The sequence below is a fragment of the Paenibacillus xylanexedens genome, from assembly GCF_007676705.1.
Taxonomy (GTDB): domain Bacteria; phylum Bacillota; class Bacilli; order Paenibacillales; family Paenibacillaceae; genus Paenibacillus; species Paenibacillus xylanexedens_C.
Genome location: NZ_VEBF01000001.1, coordinates 1335085 through 1353460, shown reverse-complemented (window position 1 = coordinate 1353460; position 18376 = coordinate 1335085). Strand labels below are relative to the sequence as shown.

15 protein-coding genes are annotated in these 18376 nt (G+C 49.4%); 14 read left to right on the top strand and 1 reads right to left on the bottom strand.

The genetic code is table 11. From position 1 onward, the window contains the following. Window positions 1-9 precede the first annotated feature (9 nt). The 8 genes from FS628_RS05955 to FS628_RS05920 are packed head-to-tail and all read left to right on the top strand — an operon-like array spanning window position 10 to window position 9392. On the top strand, window positions 10-921 hold the full coding sequence (locus tag FS628_RS05955) for a carbohydrate ABC transporter permease (protein ID WP_062833376.1): 912 nt from the start codon (window positions 10-12) through the stop codon (window positions 919-921). Window positions 922-923: 2 nt separating this feature from the next. Beyond that, on the top strand, window positions 924-1787 hold the full coding sequence (locus tag FS628_RS05950; RefSeq protein ID WP_017689719.1) for a carbohydrate ABC transporter permease: 864 nt from the start codon (window positions 924-926) through the stop codon (window positions 1785-1787). A gap of 11 nt (window positions 1788-1798) precedes the next feature. Beyond that, complete coding sequence (locus FS628_RS05945; RefSeq protein ID WP_145319966.1) at window positions 1799-3265, top strand: NHL repeat-containing protein; 1467 nt, start codon at window positions 1799-1801, stop codon at window positions 3263-3265. Beyond that, window positions 3246-3866 (top strand): YIP1 family protein, encoded by a 621-nt coding sequence (locus tag FS628_RS05940; RefSeq protein WP_145319964.1) that lies wholly within the window; start codon window positions 3246-3248, stop codon window positions 3864-3866. The genes FS628_RS05945 and FS628_RS05940 overlap by 20 nt, the downstream gene beginning before the upstream one ends. Before the next feature lie 14 nt (window positions 3867-3880). Beyond that, entirely contained in the window at window positions 3881-6466 is a 2586-nt protein-coding gene (locus tag FS628_RS05935) for a DUF5696 domain-containing protein (RefSeq protein WP_145319962.1), read from the top strand. Beyond that, entirely contained in the window at window positions 6463-7362 is a 900-nt protein-coding gene (locus FS628_RS05930) for a carbohydrate ABC transporter permease (RefSeq protein ID WP_076327086.1), read from the top strand. Before FS628_RS05935 ends, FS628_RS05930 begins: the two co-directional genes overlap by 4 nt. 28 nt (window positions 7363-7390) lie before the next feature. Then, window positions 7391-8401, top strand: coding sequence for a carbohydrate ABC transporter permease (locus FS628_RS05925; RefSeq protein ID WP_083656930.1), 1011 nt, complete (start codon window positions 7391-7393; stop codon window positions 8399-8401). A 28-nt stretch (window positions 8402-8429) separates the two neighbouring features. Continuing rightward, on the top strand, window positions 8430-9392 hold the full coding sequence (locus tag FS628_RS05920) for a glycosyl hydrolase (protein WP_145319960.1): 963 nt from the start codon (window positions 8430-8432) through the stop codon (window positions 9390-9392). A 125-nt stretch (window positions 9393-9517) separates the two neighbouring features. Here the strand turns inward: FS628_RS05920 and FS628_RS05915 are convergent, their stop codons facing one another. Further along, a complete protein-coding gene (locus FS628_RS05915) occupies window positions 9518-9787 on the bottom strand; it encodes a SunI/YnzG family protein (RefSeq protein ID WP_145319958.1) in 270 nt (89 codons plus the stop codon). 230 nt (window positions 9788-10017) lie between these two features. Here FS628_RS05915 and FS628_RS05910 point away from each other — a divergent pair, with 230 nt between their 5' ends. The 6 genes from FS628_RS05910 to FS628_RS05885 all read left to right on the top strand — a co-directional run bounded on the left by FS628_RS05910 (window position 10018) and on the right by FS628_RS05885 (window position 18276). After that, window positions 10018-10554, top strand: a complete 537-nt coding sequence (locus FS628_RS05910) for a hypothetical protein (protein ID WP_145319956.1) — start codon at window positions 10018-10020, stop codon at window positions 10552-10554. A gap of 205 nt (window positions 10555-10759) precedes the next feature. Continuing rightward, a complete protein-coding gene (locus tag FS628_RS05905; RefSeq protein ID WP_260870933.1) occupies window positions 10760-12337 on the top strand; it encodes an extracellular solute-binding protein in 1578 nt (525 codons plus the stop codon). A 45-nt stretch (window positions 12338-12382) separates the two neighbouring features. After that, on the top strand, window positions 12383-13330 hold the full coding sequence (locus FS628_RS05900; protein WP_222125209.1) for an ABC transporter permease: 948 nt from the start codon (window positions 12383-12385) through the stop codon (window positions 13328-13330). A 61-nt stretch (window positions 13331-13391) separates the two neighbouring features. Further along, window positions 13392-14264 carry a carbohydrate ABC transporter permease gene (locus tag FS628_RS05895; protein WP_440131248.1) on the top strand — a complete coding sequence of 291 codons (873 nt, stop codon included), beginning with the start codon at window positions 13392-13394 and terminating at the stop codon, window positions 14262-14264. 43 nt (window positions 14265-14307) lie between these two features. Then, window positions 14308-16716, top strand: coding sequence for a helix-turn-helix domain-containing protein (locus tag FS628_RS05890; RefSeq protein ID WP_145319950.1), 2409 nt, complete (start codon window positions 14308-14310; stop codon window positions 16714-16716). 42 nt (window positions 16717-16758) lie between these two features. Next, a complete protein-coding gene (locus FS628_RS05885; protein ID WP_145319949.1) occupies window positions 16759-18276 on the top strand; it encodes a sulfatase family protein in 1518 nt (505 codons plus the stop codon). The last annotated feature ends 100 nt before the right edge of the window (window positions 18277-18376 follow it).

The window sequence follows — 18376 nt, the reverse complement described above, 5'->3', positions numbered from 1 at the left end:
GCGTCAAGGATGGGCATGAAATCGTGGTGGAGCTGGAAGCTCCAGGAAATGAAGGCCAGCAAACATTCCTATGTTCTGCTTGCACCTTATATGCTCCTGTTCATCATGTTTACCGTGATTCCGGTTGTCATCTCGATCATACTCAGCTTCACCTACTTTAACATGCTGGAATTTCCACGTTTTATTGGCTGGCAGAACTACACCCGCCTGTTTCTGGAGGATGATGTATTCCTGATTGCGATCAAGAATACGTTGTTGTTCGCCATTATTACCGGGCCGATCAGTTACATTGCCTGTTTCGTCTTCGCGTGGATCATTAATGAGTTAACACCGAAATGGAGAGCGTTCATGACGCTGATCTTCTACGCGCCCTCCATCTCGGGCAATGTGTATTTTATCTGGCTGATGATCTTCTCGGGAGATCGTTATGGTATTGCAAATGGGCTGTTGATCAAATGGGGTTTTCTGCTGGAGCCGATCCAGTGGCTGAAGACAGAAGCTTACATTATGCCGATCCTCATTCTCGTGCAGCTGTGGCTGAGTCTCGGAACCGGATTTCTGGCGTTTATCGCCGGTTTGCAGACCGTAGACCGGACGTTATATGAAGCAGGAGCGGTAGATGGGATCAAAAATCGCTGGCAGGAACTATGGTACATTACCCTGCCTTCGATGCGTCCACAGTTGATGTTCGGCGCAGTCATTCAGCTTACAACCTCGTTTGCCGTGGCCGATGTGTCGATCGCGCTGGCTGGGTTCCCGAGCGTGAACTATGCAGCAGAGACTGTGGTGACCCATTTGATCGACTTTGGTACAACGCGGTTTGAGATGGGATACGCATCGGCGATTGCCACCGTGCTGTTCATGATTATGGTGGGCACCAACTTGCTGGTACAGAAACTGCTTCGAAGGGTGGGAGAATAGCTATGGCTGCAATTGCGACAGGCAAAAAGCGGGTGAATCGCTCGCTATCGGGAAGCCTCTCCCTGTTTGCCCTTCTGCTCGTATTCGGTGCTTTCATGGTACTGCCGTTGATCTATGCGATCAACAATGCATTCAAACCATTGGATGAAATCTTTACCTTTCCACCAACGCTGTTTGTCAAAAATCCCACGTTCAGCAACTTTACGGATCTGCTGAATCTGCTGAGTGACTCGTGGGTGCCGTTCTCACGTTATATATTCAACACGGTATTTATTACAGGTATCGGAATCGTAGGCCATGTGCTGCTAGCTTCCGCAGCGGCCTACCCGCTTGCCAAACACAAGTTTCCAGGTAAAGTATTCATGTTCCAGGTGGTTGTACTCTCACTAATGTTCACACCAGCGGTGACAGCCATTCCGAACTATATGATCATGTCATGGCTCGGATGGATTGACACGTACTGGGCCGTTATCATTCCGGCATTTGCCTATTCACTAGGGTTGTATCTGATGAAGCAGTTCATGGAGCAAATCCCGGATGCGCTGCTGGAAGCAGCCAAGATTGATGGTGCAAGTGAATACCGGATCTTCTGGTCCATTGTGATGCCCAATGTGAAGCCAGCCTGGCTTACATTGATCATTCTGCTGTTCCAGATGTTATGGGGCAGTGATGGGAATGGATACATCTACAGCGAGCAGCTCAAGACTCTGCATTATGCAGCAGGTCAGATTATTCAGGGCGGAATATCCCGGGCAGGAGCGGGTGCTGCGGTAGCACTGATTTTGATGAGCGTGCCGATCACGCTATTTATTTTCTCTCAGAGCCGAATCATTGAGACGATGGCGAGCTCGGGCATGAAGGATTAAGGGGGAACGATATGGCACGCACAGTGAAAAGATGGCTTGTTCTCCTGGCGGCAGTATCTCTGCTGCTGGTGAATGCCGTGCCTGCGGCGGCCTCCCCGGCGCCGTATGAAAGTTATAACTACAACTACTGGAAAGAGGCTGTACCTTCACCGGATGCCTATCTGCCCGAGCGTACCCTATCAGGTCGTGATCTCGGCATTAGTGAGTTCAAAGACCCCGGTGATGTGAACGTTTCGCCCTCCGGGTTGATCTATATTTTGGATAGCGGCAACAGCCGAATTGTCGTATTAGACCCAGACTTTAAGCTGCTGCGCGTCATTGATGGATTCATGATGGATGGTAGCAAGGAGACCTTCAACCTTCCGGGTGGATTGTTTGTGGATGAAGAAGAACACATATACGTCGCCGATACGGGCAACGGTCGTGTGGTTGTCCTGGATGGAGAGGGGACGCTGATTCAAACCATTACGAAGCCCGAGTCGGATATCCTATCGACCCAATTCCAGTTCCAGCCTTTGAAGCTGACGGTTGACCATGTGGGCCGGGTGTATGTTGTGGCACAGGGGGTCTACGAGGGCATTATGCAGTTTGACGAGAGCGGAAAATTTATCGGATACGTCGGTACGAACAAAGTGGAGCGGGACTACGGAGAATATATCTGGCGCATGTTATCGACCAAAGCCCAACGCGCACAGATGGTCCTGTTTGTCCCAACGGAGTTCTCCAATGCGGATATCGACCACAAAGGATTCGTGTATGCGACGAATATTGATCCTGGCTCGAATGAACCGATCAAACGTCTCAACCCGTCGGGCGAAGATGTACTGAAGCGGTTTGGTTATGTTGACGTCAAAGGCGATATCCGGTTCCGCAACAATCCCGGTCCATCCAAACTTATCGATGTAAAAGTGCTGGGTAACGGCATGTACAGTGTACTGGATGCGACACAAAATCGGGTGTTTACGTACGACGATGAAGGTCATCTGCTCTACATATACGGTGGCAAAGGAAATCAGGTGGGTACCCTCAAAACGCCTGTCGCGATTGAACAATCCGGTGAGCACCACTTGGTTCTGGATCGGGGCAAGAACAATCTTGTCGTCTATGAGCCAACCCGTTTTGGTTCCCGTGTGAACGAAGCGGTGGCACTCCACTATCGCGGAGAGGACACGGAGGCCGTGAATATTTGGAGAGAAGTGCTGAAGCTGAATGCCAACTATGACATCGCCTATATTGGTATCGGCAAGTCCTTATTAATGGAGAAGGAAAACGAGGAAGCGCTGGGTTACTTCGAACTTGGGATGGACCGAAAGAGTTATTCTGTCGCGTTCAAGAGGCACCGGCGGGAGATGATGAAGGAACACTTCGGTACATTCCTGACCGCTGCGATCGCGCTGATTTTCATTCTGATCCTGACCCGAGTGGCGGTTAAATGGAGACGGAGGAGGCAGGTTGATCGTGAAGCAGGATTTCATTAAGTTTCCGCTGCATCTGATTTTTCACCCCATTGATGCATTCTGGGACCTCAAGTCGGATAACCGGGGACGGTTGCTCGTTGCTTTTGCAGCGCTCGTGCTCACCATCATCATGATGATTTTGCAAAAGCAGTACGCAGGATTTCTCGTCAATTACATCGATCCTCGTACGATTAACAGCATCATCGAGATCGCCACAGTTGCTATCCCGTTCTTTCTATGGTGCACAGCCAATTGGGCAGTAACGACCTTGATGGAAGGGGAAGGGAAATTCAGAGAAATCGTTCTGGCGACAGGATACTCGCTCATTCCGGTTATTCTGATCTATGCCCCGATGATCGTGATCAGCCGCTTCATGGTGCAGGAGGAGACTGCTTTTTATTATCTTTTTAATAGCATCGCGTTCTTCTGGTTTGTGTTGCTTCTGTTCATTGGCATGATGACGGTTCATCAGTACACCGTGATTAAAACAATCATTACGATGGTGCTAACGCTCATTGTGATGGGCATTATCGTATTCCTTGGTGCCCTCGTCTTCAGCATGCTGCAACAGTTGTACGAATTCGGTTATAACATTTACCGTGAGTTGATTTTTCGGACCTAAAGGAGGCGGCATCCGTGAACAAAAGGCAACGACTATATACGGTGCTGGCTGGTGGTGCAGCTGTAATCATGATTGCAGCCGGGCTGCTGTATATAAACAACAGGGGGGTTCCTGCTGTAGAAGCCGCGGCTTATCTGGATACAACAACCCAGGCCATGCCCGTCACGGAGGAACCGTTGCAGTTCCTTGGCGACTCTTCGCAGGGGGTGCCTGGTATGCAACTGGTCGCCGAAGATCAGGGATTGGCCCTGTACTACAACGAGGAGACAACAGAAATTGCAGTACGTGACGGAAAAAGTGGAGAGATCTGGTATAGCAACCCGAAAGAACGGGATGGGGACAGTCTCGCTTCCGCATATGAAAAAGAAGTGCTGTCCTCCCAGCTGAACGTGTCTTTCCGGGATGCGATGGGAACACTGGAGAACTTTCCGAATTTCAGTTCCAGCATCAGCAACAAGCAATTCACTGTGGGGCAGATCGATCAGGGGATTCGGGTGAACTATACGCTTGGTGATACGTCGCTTGGCATTGACGCGCTGCCCAAACTGATTAGCAAGCAGCGCCTGGAGGAGAAAGTGCTTTCCAAACTGGACACTACTGTCGCAAGATACACATCTGCCCGTTATTATCCAACCAAGAACAATCCGGATATTCTGGAGCGGCTGGATGGACAGATCTCGAAGCAGCTTGTGCTGAACAAGATGTTGGGAGCCTTTGAGACGGCGGGTTACACGGCGGACGATCTGGCTTTTGACAATCAGGAGAACGGTGTCGAAGGCGGAGGTGTATCGGATAAACCCAGCTTCGTGATTCCTGTGGAATACCGGTTGGATCAGGGCGCACTTGTCGTAACCGTTCCTTTGAGTCAAGTTCAGGAAAGTGGGCAATATCGCATTCGGAATGTTGATTTGCTCGCTTACTTTGGTGCTGTGGATACGAAGGGTGAGGGCTACATGCTCGTACCTGACGGTTCAGGCAGCCTGATCCACCTGAACAACGGGAAAACCCAAGAAGAACAGTATGTGCAGCGCGTCTATGGCGCAGACCCAAATGATAATTCGCTTAGTCGTCCTCAGGTGAGTGAATCAGCGTATATGCCTGTGTTTGGTCTGAAGAACGGGGAGAATGCCTGGTTTGCGGTGATTGAAAAAGGGGACGGCATAGCCAGTATCACTGCAGATATTGGAGGCAGGCAGAACAGTTACAATCATGTGCATGCGACCTTCTCCCTGCGGGGTGAGGATGAATTGGAGATGTACACCTCGCAGAAAATGCAGGAGATTCAGCTGCTTAGCGAAGAGCCTTTCCGTGGAGATATCCAGGTGCGTTATCATTTCCTTCATGGAGAAGATGCCAGTTACTCGGGTATGGCCCGCCTGTATCAGCAGCAATTGATAGAGCAGGATGTATTGAAGCCACTCGCAGAACAGACGGAGTTGCCGTTCTATGTAGATGTACTTGGTGCGGTGGACAAAGAGGCTTCGTTCCTGGGCGTGCCATATCGTTCCACCTTAGCTATGACCACGTACGAACAGGCTACTGAAATGGCGGCGAAGTTGCAGCAGGAAGGTGTAAACCGCGTGCAAATGCGGTATCAGGGATGGTTCGGCGGTGGGATCAGTCATCATATGCCAACCCAGGTGAAGTTGGACAGTGAGGTAGGCAGTCGTTCCGAACTTCAGGCGTTGTCCGCTAAGCTTGGGCAGTCTGGCGGAGCCTTGTTCCCGGATGTGGCTTTCCAGCACATTTATCACGACGATATGCGCTTTGCTCCCTCTTCGGATGCGGCACGCTTTGTAACGAAAGAGACAGCGGAACTGTATCCATACAGTCCTGCCCTTAATCGCATGGATCAGAGCAAGGACAGCTATTATCTGCTCTCAGCGGCCAAGCTTCCATATGTGGTGACTGAGTTTGCTGATAAATTCAATAAACTGGACCTCGGTGGATTATCCCTCCGTGATCTTGGGCAAGTCCTGACTTCCGATTATCGGGATAGTCGGGTGATTCATCGGGAGACGGCGAAGAACATTGTGAAGGAACAGCTGGGACAGCTGGAACAGTCCTATCCCAACTTGATGATATCTGCAGCAAATAGCTACGCTTGGGGAAGTGCACAACATGTTGTGAATGTACCCGCAGGGTCAAGTCGGTTCAATATTACCGATGAAGAAGTTCCTTTTTATGCGATGGTTATTCATGGATACATGAACTATGCTGCATCTCCGATGAACACGTCGGGGGATCAGGATCTCCGCAAACAATTGCTGCGCAGCCTGGAGCTTGGGGCAGCTCCGTATTTTCAATGGACATATGAACCATCTTCCCGGCTGAAACTTACGAATTATGATTCGGCCTACGCGACCGAGTATGGCTATTGGGTAGATGACGCTGTTGCCTTGTATAAGCAGGCCAATGAAGTGCTGGGAGAACTGGAGAATGAGCAGATCCTGAAGCATGAACGCATCCAGGATGGCGTGGTCCGGATCACTTATACGGGCGGTACATCCATTCTTGTGAATTACAATGTGGATTCAGTTACTGTTGGTGGAACAACAGTTGGCGGGACGGATTATGTGGTGGAAGGAGTGAACCGATGAGAACCATTCGATTATCGCTGAAGTCACGGAGAGCGCTGCTTGGACTTGCATTTATATCGCCGTGGCTGGTCGGCTTCATCTTCCTCTTTGCCACGCCACTCCTGCAATCCATCCGGTTCAGCCTGAGCAACCTGTCTGTTGCTCCGGGCGGATACGTCCTAGAATACGTTGGATTTAAAAATTTCAAGGATGCGCTTCTGGTTGACGCGACGTTCAACCGGATTCTGGTTGACTCGGTTGGAGCAATGCTGCTGAATGTGCCAATGATACTGTTTTTCAGTTTGTTCACGGCGACACTGCTTAACCAGAAGTTCAGAGGCAGAACGATGGCGCGTGCAATCTTCTTCTTGCCGGTTATTCTGGCTTCCAGTGCAGTTGCAGCAGCTGAGTCTGCGGGATTAATTAATCTGATGGGAGATGCGAGTGCGGTCGATGCATCTGCCGATGGCGGGGCTTCGTTCAACGTAGTATCCATTGTGCGAATGCTGGCGGATGTGGGATTGCCGATGGCCTATGTGGATTACATTGTAGAAGCCATCATGCGGATCTATGAGATTATTAGCAGCTCTGGCGTCCAGATTCTGATCTTCCTCGCCGCGCTGCAATCGGTGCCGGGATCGATGTACGAGGTTGCGAAGATCGAAGGGGCGACAGCCTATGAATCATTCTGGAAGATTACATTTCCCATGGTGAGTCCGTTGATTCTGACGAATGTCATCTATACCATTATTGATTCATTTGCCGGAAGTCCGGTCACACAAGCTATCTATCAGACCGCATTCAAAACCCAGAACTTTGGCTTAAGCTCGGCGATGTCCTGGTTATATACCTTGGTGATTGGCCTTGTACTGATCGTAGTGGGCTGGGTGCTGTCACGGCGGGTTCATTACAACTGACGGTTAACGTTGAGGGAGGCTTCAGATTATGGCTGCGTCAGGAACAGATCGCATGGTGGTGGTTCCAAAACAGAATTACCACATGCAGCGGGTACGAAACAAGACATCGGACCTTCTCTATTCCATTTTCAGATATGCACTGGTCATCGGAATTTCATTTATTATTTTATATCCGTTATTTCTCAAAGTTTCAGTCGCGTTCAAGGATAAGCAGGATATCTACAATCCGACGATCTATATGATTCCCCAGCATTTTACACTGGATAACATCCGGCTTGCAGCCCAAGTGATGGATTTTCTTCCCTTGCTGGCGAACACCTTACTCTTTGTTACCATCACAACGCTTCTGACAGCCATATCCTGTGCACTTGCCGGATACGGCTTCGCCCGGTTCTCGTTTCCGGGTAGCAATGTGCTATTCATCCTGGTGATTCTAACAATTCTGGTTCCGACAAGTACGCTTATGGTACCGATGTATCTGCATTTCCGCAGCTTCGACTTTATGGGCATCATCCAGTTGTTCACGGGGAAAAACGGGATTAACCTGCTCAATACGTACTGGCCTTCAATGATTACGGCTGCTACGGCAGGAGGGCTGAAGGCGGGGCTATTCATCTATATCTTCCGGCAATTTTTCAAGGGGATGCCGAAGGAAATCGAGGAGGCCGCACTGATTGACGGCGCAGGTGGATTCAAAACATTTGCCCGTATCATGTTACCCAATGCAATCTCGCCCCTGATTACGGTCATTCTGTTCTCGTTTGTCTGGCAGTACAATGATACGTTTTATTCGGCACTGTTCATGAGCGAAAGTCCGCTGATTTCACTGAAGGTGGCTTCTTTACCGGCTCAGGCGAACCAATTGATTCCGCAACTGATGGGCTTTGGCTCGAACTCGGGCATCAAGGCCGATCCGAACTATGTGGCCATGATCGTGGATACAGGCATTTTGCTGGCGATTGCACCGCTGATAATTCTGTATCTGTTCGTGCAACGTTACTTCGTGGAGAGTATTGAACGTTCTGGTGTAGTGGGTTAACAAGGTAAATCCAATTGGAGGTGTAGAGATGACAGTGCGTGAGATCAGCAGAGTTCCGGTGAATAAAGCAGCGACACCCGAAGCGAGAGAGCTTATGGCGTTCCTGGTCGAGCATTATCGAAAAGGGATGTTGTCAGGCCAACAGGATTACAGCAATCTTAACTGGATTAATGAAAATACAGGCCGGAAGCCAGCTGTGATTGGCTTTGATCTCATGGAATATTCGCCATCAAGAACAGAGCGTGGTGCGGTCTCCCAGGAGATTCGGGATGCGATAGACTGGCATAAGCAAGGCGGGATCGTGACGCTATGCTGGCACTGGAACGCACCGACGGATCTGATCGATGAACCAGGTAAAGAGTGGTGGCGGGGGTTCTATACGGATGCTACAACCTATGATCTTGCCTATGCGCTTGCTGATACTGAATCGGAAGCATATCAGTTATTGATCCGGGATATCGATGCGATTGCAATTCACTTGCAAGAGTTGAAGGATGCTGGTGTGCCTGTATTATTCCGACCGCTTCATGAAGCAGAAGGTGGGTGGTTCTGGTGGGGAGCGAAAGGCCCCGAACCTGCCAAACAGCTATATTGTTTGTTGTATGATCGATTGGTTCAAGAACATCAGCTGCACAACCTTATTTGGGTCTGGAACTCGGAAAAACCGGAATGGTATCCGGGTGATGATGTCGTGGATATTGTCAGTGTGGATGTATACCCGGAAGCAGGAGACCACAGCCCGTTGGCTGCGCGTTACGCCAACCTGCGTGAGCTTGTGAAGGATAGCAAAATCATTGCTCTGGCCGAGAACGGCTCTATTCCGGACCCCAAGAAGATGAAGGAACAGGTTGTACACTGGAGTTGGTTCTGTACCTGGACAGGTGGATTCCTGAGAGACGGGACGCATAATGATGTGGCATTTTTGAAGGAAGTGTACCATAGTGCAGAGGTTATTACGCTCGATCAGTTACCGAAGTGGAGTTGGACATAGGGCTGTCATCTGAAAGGATACTCAACTTACAAAAAGCGTCAGCAAGGCATGAGAGAATTATGCCAATGCTGACGCTTTTTATATGAAACGATCTCTTGCGAATGGATGCAAGTTCGATGAATGAGCTAACTTACTGTGCTGGACACCAAATCACTAATTTTCGGAAACAATGCTTCGTTAGAAGTAAACAGAATGTAGGATTGATTGGTAGTACGGATCAGGATGGTTTCGGAGGCACCATACGCTGCTCCTATTCGAACGGCTGATAGTTCGCTGCCACCATATGTATCGTCAAGGGTAACTGACGTAATGTTGGAGATGGGAATTTCTACTTTGGAAAACTGCCAACGGATGACCAGTTGATCTTCTATTTTTTTCACGTTAACACCTAACATAATATAACCTCCTTTTAAGCCGCTGAAGATAAATACTTTTTATTAGTCTACCACTTATTGGTTAATATTTCCTTAATAATAGTGGATTTCCCCCGTGCAATTGAAGTGCCCAAGGGTAACTTTATCCACGGGTAATATTTCGCTACAGATATTTCCATAAATGTTGGCATGATGTACACTATGACTAACGAATATGGATACGGAGCGATTTGTTGGAGGTGGAGATTCGTATGACGGATTTGAACGCATATCATTATTTTGAAAAAAGTCTTGGTCCTTTCCGAAATCTCTCCAGCCTGTCTAATGAGGAAGCCGAAACAGTTACTCAACAAATCCGTGATCAAGGGCGGAATTTTGCCAGTCAGCGATCAGCGGATTATATGACCATCCGAAGAGCACTTGAACATAAAGCGTACGAGCAGTTTAAGGGCAAAGGCGGAACCCCGACCAATCCATATCCCCACTATATGACCCTCGGTGCATGTGAATGGTTGTCATCCTGGTATACCGAACCGGATCAAGTGATCATTTCGTGGGAAGATCTGTCTGCCGAAGTTGTGAGCTTCACGTATGGAGACCTCTTTCCAACCATGCGTTATTCCGATGATAAACCTTACCGTAAGCAGATCTACACCAAGGATGAAATCCTGGAAATTATTCAGGCCTATGGTTGGCCTCAAGAATGGAACCGTCTAGGCGATCAAGGCCCGGAACGATATATTGAAGTACAAGTATGGGACGAGCGTGTCATCAGAACCTATCGTTGAAGTGAAAGGGTTCATGGCGCATTTTTTAACGTTTCTAACAGGTGCAAAAAAGTGCAATTGCAGGAAATACGGGTGTTCGTTATAGTGAGTGAAAGCTTTGACTGGTCAGGAAGAATCTTCTTCAAAGGCCTGTCAAAGCCCCTTTTTTAATCGTTAATCCGATTAAGACTATAGGTTTAAGAGACTAAGGAGGATGGGAAAGCCTATGCAAAAAGTGGGGAAACGTAACACCCGTAATCTGACCTGGATCATATCGGTTGTCATGGTCATGTCCGTGGTACTTAGTGCATGCGGAAGTAAAGAAGAAGGACAGGTAAGTGGGCACAGCGGCAATGCAGACGATCCGTTAGAAGTCAGCATTATGACCATCACGCCGAGTGCCGTCCCCGCTGCTGATGATAATGTAATCAAACGTGCCATTGAAGAAGTAACTAACTCCAAATTGAATATCCAGTGGGTCTCCAACAATATCTATGGTGACAAGCTCAATCTGACCCTGGCTTCCGGGGATATACCTGATCTGATCATGATTAATGATCCGTTTGGAAGTACTTTCACCAAGATGGTCAAACAAGGTGCTTTCTGGGACATTACCCCTTATATCAAGGACTATCCGAATCTCAGTGGAGGCATTCCTGATATTGCATGGGATACGACCAAGGCAGCAGACGGCAACAATTATGGTATCCCGCGGCCTCGTCCAGTCACTGGAGATTCTTTTTTCATCATCCGCAAGGATTGGCTCGACCGATTGAATTTGCAGGTGCCAGAGACCACGGATGAGTTATTCAACGTGATGGAGGCTTTTGTAGAGCAGGACCCTGATGGTAACGGAACTAAAGATACCACAGCACTTGCCGCGTATATTAGTCCCGATGATCTCGGCTGGGGAGGTAATCTGGGCCCCGTTCTCGGTGCCATTGAGAATTCCTTTATCGGAACCAATAGCAGTTGGAAATGGAATGAGTCTCAGGGGAAGCTGGTCTACAGGGAGCTGTTACCCGAGGTGAAAGAATCCCTTCAATATCTAACCAAAGCCTATAGCAGCGGCATGATGCCGGAAGATCTGCTTTCGCTCAAGCTGACGCAGGCCAGAGAACTGTTCAAGCGCAATCAGGCGGGTATTATCGTGGACAAGACAGGTACGATGCGCAAAATCTATGCCGATGACCTGAAGAAGGTCGATCCTTCTTTTAAATATACGGATTTCTATCCCTTGACCAATCTGAATGGATATAATCCGAAAGGTTCGGGGTACAACGGTATTCTGGCGATCCCTGCCAGTGTGCCGGAAGAGAAGATGAAACGAATTCTCCAACTCGTCGATACCTGGATGAATCCGGAAGTGTTTGAAATCCAGCAGTTCGGGATTGAAGGTACACATTATGAAGTGGTCGATGGCAAAAAGGTAGCAAGTAGTGAAAAGTTGACGGCGGATAACGCGTCGGATTTCAATCATATCGTTAACGTCATCGACCTGCCTTGGGATACCACTGGTGAAACGGATGAAGAGACACAGGCCAATGAACTGTTCAAAAAAGTGGAGGCAGAGCGAGACAAAACGAGCGTGGCGGATCTGGCCGCCGGCCTTCAATCGGAGACCGGGCAGAAAGTGCTGCCTGAACTCAACAAGAAGATCCAGGATCTGAAAGCAAAGATTATTCTGGGCCGGGAGCCAATTGAAGCTTGGGATGCCTTTGTGGAAACCTTGCGGAATGATCCGAATTTCCAGGCCATGAGTGATGAGATGACCGAAGCATACAAGAAAAGAAATGGACAGTGAATCTGAGGGAAGGAGCTGCAAACCATGAGCACCCATGAGCAACGAATGAGTACGGTTAAGGGGAAGCAGACTTCAACCAAAAAGAAAGGATTAAACTTGCTGTCTGCACTTCGGCGTGACCGGTCGTTATATGTGCTTGCACTGCCGGGCATATTGTTCTTCCTCGTTTTCAAATACATCCCGATGTGGGGCATTATCATTGCGTTTCAGGATTACTCGCCCTTTCGGGGGATTCAGGGCAGTGAGTGGGTTGGTTTGCAGCACTTTACAGCACTCTTTGATAATCCGGACTTTGCCTTGTTGTTCCGAAATACGCTGGCGATCAGCCTGCTCAATCTGATATTGTTCTTTCCTTTTCCGATCCTGATCTCCCTGGGACTCAATGAACTGCGAAGTGTGGCGTATAAGAGACTCATTCAAACGATTATCTATATGCCGCATTTCCTCTCCTGGGTAATCATTGCTGGCTTAACGTTGCTGCTGTTCGCCAAAGGAACGGGACTGATTAACGAGTTATTCGCTTTATGGGGATGGCCCCGCGTGGATATCTTAACGAACCCGGACAGCTTCTGGATCATGGTCACCTTGCAAGCGATGTGGAAGGAAGCAGGTTGGGGCACGATTGTGTTTCTGGCGGCCATGGCGAGTGTGGATACTCAGCTGTATGAGGCGGCACGCATGGATGGAGCGGGACGATTGCGCCAGATCTGGCACATTACGCTGCCTGCCATCCGCAGTGTCATCATCGTACTCTTGATTTTAAGGCTGGGAGACATCATGGAAGTGGGGTTTGAGCAAATCTTCCTCATGTACAACGGCGCTGTATCTGAAGTGGCCGAAGTATTCGACACCTATGTATACCGCACAGGGATTGAGCAGGGAGATTTCAGCTACAGTACAGCGGTTGGACTGTTCAAATCCGTAATTGGTCTGGTGCTGGTCGTTGTCGCAAATCGTGTGGTAAAGCGCTTGGGTCAGGAAGGCGTCTATTAGTTAGTACCGGTACCCTACCCATATCCGTACCAGCCTTTGATCAATGGAGAGGAGGTTTCGAATGCATCGCATGAAATGGAGTGAGCGGATTGGACAGTCCCTGAATGTGGTTACGCTTGGACTATTGGCTGTGGTTATGTTTTTCCCGCTATATTATGTTTTCGTCGTTTCATTCACGGACCCCGGAGAGTATTTGCAAAAGAAAATCGTACTCTTCCCGGAACGCTGGTCTGTTGAAGCCTATACGTATTTGTTATCCACGCCTGCCTTTGCACGCTCGCTGGGAAACAGTGCATTTCTGGCAACCGTCGGTACGGTGTGCAGCCTGGCTGTATCATCCTCTCTGGCTTATGCACTGTCCCAGAAGCGATTCCAATTCAGAAAAATACTGATGTTCCTGATTGTACTAACCATCTTGTTTAGCCCGGGCATCATTCCAAATTACCTGCTGGTGCGGGAACTGGGGCTGATCAATAATATCTGGGCACTGATCCTGCCTGCGCTTGCCAATGGCTGGACGGTGTTGCTGATGAAAAATTTCTTCGACAGCCTGCCCGCAGAGATCAGCGAAGCAGCGTCCATTGATGGCTGTAGTGCCATCCGAACCTGGTACACGATTGTGTTGCCCTTATCGATGCCTGCGCTTGCTGCCTTTGGATTGTTTTTTGCCGTAGGGTACTGGAATCAATTCTTCACGGCACTGTTATATCTGAACGATTCTGCGAAATGGCCCATTCAAGTATTACTGCAAAATATGCTGCTGAATGCATCCAACATTGATCTGGTTGCGCCTGGACAGCAGGTGGAGACACCGCCGACAGAAATGTTGAAGATGGCCGCGATCATTGTAGCCATATTACCAGTGCTGGTGGTGTATCCGTTTATACAAAAGCATTTTGCCAAAGGAGCCCTGATCGGCTCGGTCAAAGGATAAGTCTGCATTCAGGCGGGTATTCCCGGAAAGGAGGTCCATACAGATGATATTCAAGCGCACAGCAGACCCACTACCCAAAGGGCGTTATTTCAGGCGAAGCCTGATGATGATTCTGTTGATCGCCTGTATTCCGGGAGTCATTACAGGGGTGTTGCTGTATGGCTGGGTCACCGTCAAAATGGAAAAGATTTTGCAGCAAACCCATCTGCATCAATTTGGACAACGCACCGTGTGGGTTGGCGAACAATTGGATGCGCTTGAATTGACCTTCTCGCAGTGGGCCTTCGATCCGGTTTTCGATAACCGTCTGAAAGAGCTCGATTTTGTATTCAAATATAAACAGGTTCATGAACTGTACCGATTGCTGCTGATGATTCAGAATTCCAATACACTGATCAGCAAAGTTCAGTTGTATCTGGGGGAACCCCGGGCCGTGAAGATGGATTCTGAACGATATGATTTTGTTAAAGACGCTGGGGAGATTGAGAAGTATGAACTGCTAACTCACCAGCCCCAGGCCACATATTGGTCCCGCTCCATGGATGGCATGTCCATGATGATGGTGAATCGACTTCCGGGTGGAAGCGACGATGCACTGGGTGCACTAACGATTACGCTGGATAACAAGCAACTGGGTAACATGTTACAGACCTTGTCTCCGTATAATGGCGGGACGACATTCCTGCTGGATGAGCAGGGCAAGCCCATGCTTCCGCAAGACCAAGCGCTTGGCGGATTACAGCATGCTGTCCGTGAACATATGTTGAACCTGAAAGGGAATCTGTCTTCTTTCCTGATGGAATATGAGGGACTGACCTACTCGGTTCAATCGGGCACCTTCCGCAGACTAGGTACCGATTGGACTTATGTGTCCGCGGTTCCCCTCAATGAAATTGTAGCTCCGATTGTGTCTGTACCCCGAATCGTTCTTCTCGTCAACGGATCAGGACTCTTACTGGCTCTTATTCTGGCGTGGGTCGGTTCGCTCCAGCTCTATAAACCGTTTACGAAATTACTGCGAATATTTACCGTGACTGGAGCACCGGTCGACGCTATAGCGCCAGAAGTGTCATCCTCTCCCAAAGTGTTGTCTGCAGCGTCTACCCGCTCAAATGGGTCTGTACAACTGGATGAAATCAAGCATATTGAACAGCGCTGGATCGGCGTTAATCAGGAGAGAGAATCGTTGCAGCAACGGTTGGAAGAGCAGCTTCCACTCGCCCGGGAGAGCTTGCTGATTCAGCTCACGCTGGGTCATCTGTTACTGTCATCCGACCATGAATGGAAGGAACGTCTGGCACAGCTGGGCTGGGTCCTTCGGGATGAGCGGTTTATCATCCTGTTTGCTCACATGCGTCCGAGTGCATTTCTTCTATATGGGGCTAAGGAGCGAAATCGGAGCGAATCTCAGGAGTGGATCAGTTTTGCCGCAACGGACATGCTGAACAGGCAGTTGGAGGGACTTCCTTACCGGGCCGAGACGATCAATTACCATGACATGTCCATTGCGCTGTTGCTCGCTGTCCCTCCAGAGGTCCAGACAGAGACACCTGAATTCAGGCAAGAATTATCTCGGATGGCCCAGCATTGGCTGGAAGCCGTGCAGTCGGAATGGAACGTTCGCATGACAGTCTCGATCAGCAAACTCACATCAGATGCTTCCCATATCCCACAGCTGGTCAGAGAATCGAGGGCTGTGTTGAGGAAAAGACAGTTCTCTTCCAATGTGACCATCATTGATATGAATGAGGAGGCAGAGCAGGATGTGAATGAACATGGAGCTTATCCGCTTGAGCTGGAGCAGGCCATCATCTCGGCATTACGGAGTGGTGAACAGGACACTGCTCTGGAACAGTTCAGCCTATTTATAGGCAGATCTGAAGCGCCAAAGAAGCATGTTCGTCAGGCTTTATTCCAACTGCTGGCACGCATACAACATACCCTTTTGCAATTAGGGGAAGATCCGGTTGAACTGTTTGGTGTAGGGATGTATGAAGAGGTGCTGCAACTGCATGATCTGGATGAATTGTTCCTGTGGTTCAGGGAACGGGTTGTGCATGTATGTGTAGAGGAATTCACAGGCAAGGAAGAGAAGCAGATACAGATGGCTGTTCATCAGATGAAGGAGCATGCGCAGCAGCAGTATGCAGAAGCGTTATCGCTGGATGAATTGGCAGATCTTTACGGGATTCATTCCTACACATTAAGTCGGGCATTCAAGCAGGCATTCGGGCAGAACTTTGTGGACTATCTGACTGAGATAAGGCTCCAACGGGCCAAGGAGCTGCTTGAATCGACAGACGTCAAGATCAGTGAAATTGCGGAGCAGGTGGGCTATCAGCCCAGTTACTTTAATCGTTTGTTCAAGAAAAGTGAAGGGACGACGCCAAGTCGTTACCGGGAAGACATTCACAAGCATACCGGGCACAATCGGGGTAACCGCTCCGTTTAAGACACGCCCTAGTTTTCAGCCCAAAGGAGAGTGGGATGTGACGTGTCACAGGACAAGCCAAATATTATTTTTCTCATGACGGATCAGCAGCGATGGGACTGTATTGGAACGTTCAATGAACATATTCATACACCGAATCTCGATAAACTTGCAGCCGAGGGAATCACTTTCCGCGATGCGGTCTGCCAATCGCCGATGTGTGCGCCGAGCCGAAGTTCCATGATGATGGGATATTATCCGTCACAGCTTGGGGTTCGAACGAATTATGGCGGATTGTTCGAGGAAGACAAGCTGCCTTCTGAACCTTTGCCGGAGTTAATGCACCGCGCAGGGTATCAGACAGCCGGATTCGGAAAAACGCATTGGAACCATAGCGAAGGCGTAGATGAGCCTTCCACGCGAGGGTTCGAAGTAAGATCCATCGGACTTTCTCGTCAAAGTGGTCATTATGAACAGGGAGCGACAATGATGGGTGACTCCCATCCGGAAGCGCTGGAAGCCTACCATGAGGAGACCAAGGATTTTGGAAGCGGTGAGGAAAATGTCAATGGCTATACAGGGCTTACAAGTCAGATTCCGATGAATCAGCATCGGGATGGCTGGGTAGCCGAGCAGGCGCTGCAATTTTTGGATGAAGGGATAGACCCGGAGCGGCCGTTATTTTTTTATCTGTCTTTCCTGAAGCCACATGCCGGGTTCAATGTGCCCAAAGCATTCGAAGACCTGTACAGGCTGGAAGATATTCCGGATATCCCGCAACCGCCGTGGGAGGATGAAGTGCAGACTCACCTGGCCGCTTCCGATGAATTGAATTCGAATAGTCGACAGTCGTACCTCGACAAGAAGAAGGTATGGGACCAGCGCAGCTCGGAGGAGCGAAGGAGGACTACGCTTAGATACTGGGCGAATTGCTCCTGGCTCGATCATTACTTTGGACTCGCTTTGGAGAAGTTGGAGAACCAGGGGAGGCTGGATAACGCGCTGATTGTATTTGTCTCGGATCATGGAGAGATGCTGGGGGAACGACAGTTTCGTTTCACCAAATATAATCTGTATGACAGCAGTGTGAGGGTGCCGCTTATATTGTCCGGTACCCACATTCAGGAGCAGAAGCGCGGAACGATTGATCGGGGGCCTGCGGAATTGGTGGATCTGGTGCCGACATTGACACGTGCAGCTGGGCTTGAAGCGAATCCGATGCTGCCTGGTGTCGATCTGCTGGGCGATCTCCGGCATCGGGGAACGTTCTGTGAATTTCATGGAAAGGGAGTAACGGCACCTCATTCGGCTCCGGCCTATATGTGGCGGACTGCGGAGTGGAAGCTCATTCTGTACCTGGAAGGCTCTGTCGCGGAGTCTGCATCTAGAGTGCATGAAACGAAGGGGGAATTGTATCACCTGACGGTTGACCCTCATGAGTGGACGAACCTGTATGATGAGGAGCAGCATGCTGTAATTCGGGAGCAATTAAAGACCGAACTGCTGATGCATCTGGCTGTCAGTTGGGCGAAAGGCCCCTTTTTCTATGATCGTGGAGGAACCAAGCCGTTAGAGCGGTAGATAGACCATGTTGACCGGGCATCCGGAGGCAAAGCAGTTATTACTGAACCAGAGCAGTCGATCTCATTAGATTGGCTTGTGGGGACAGAGATAACAGGCT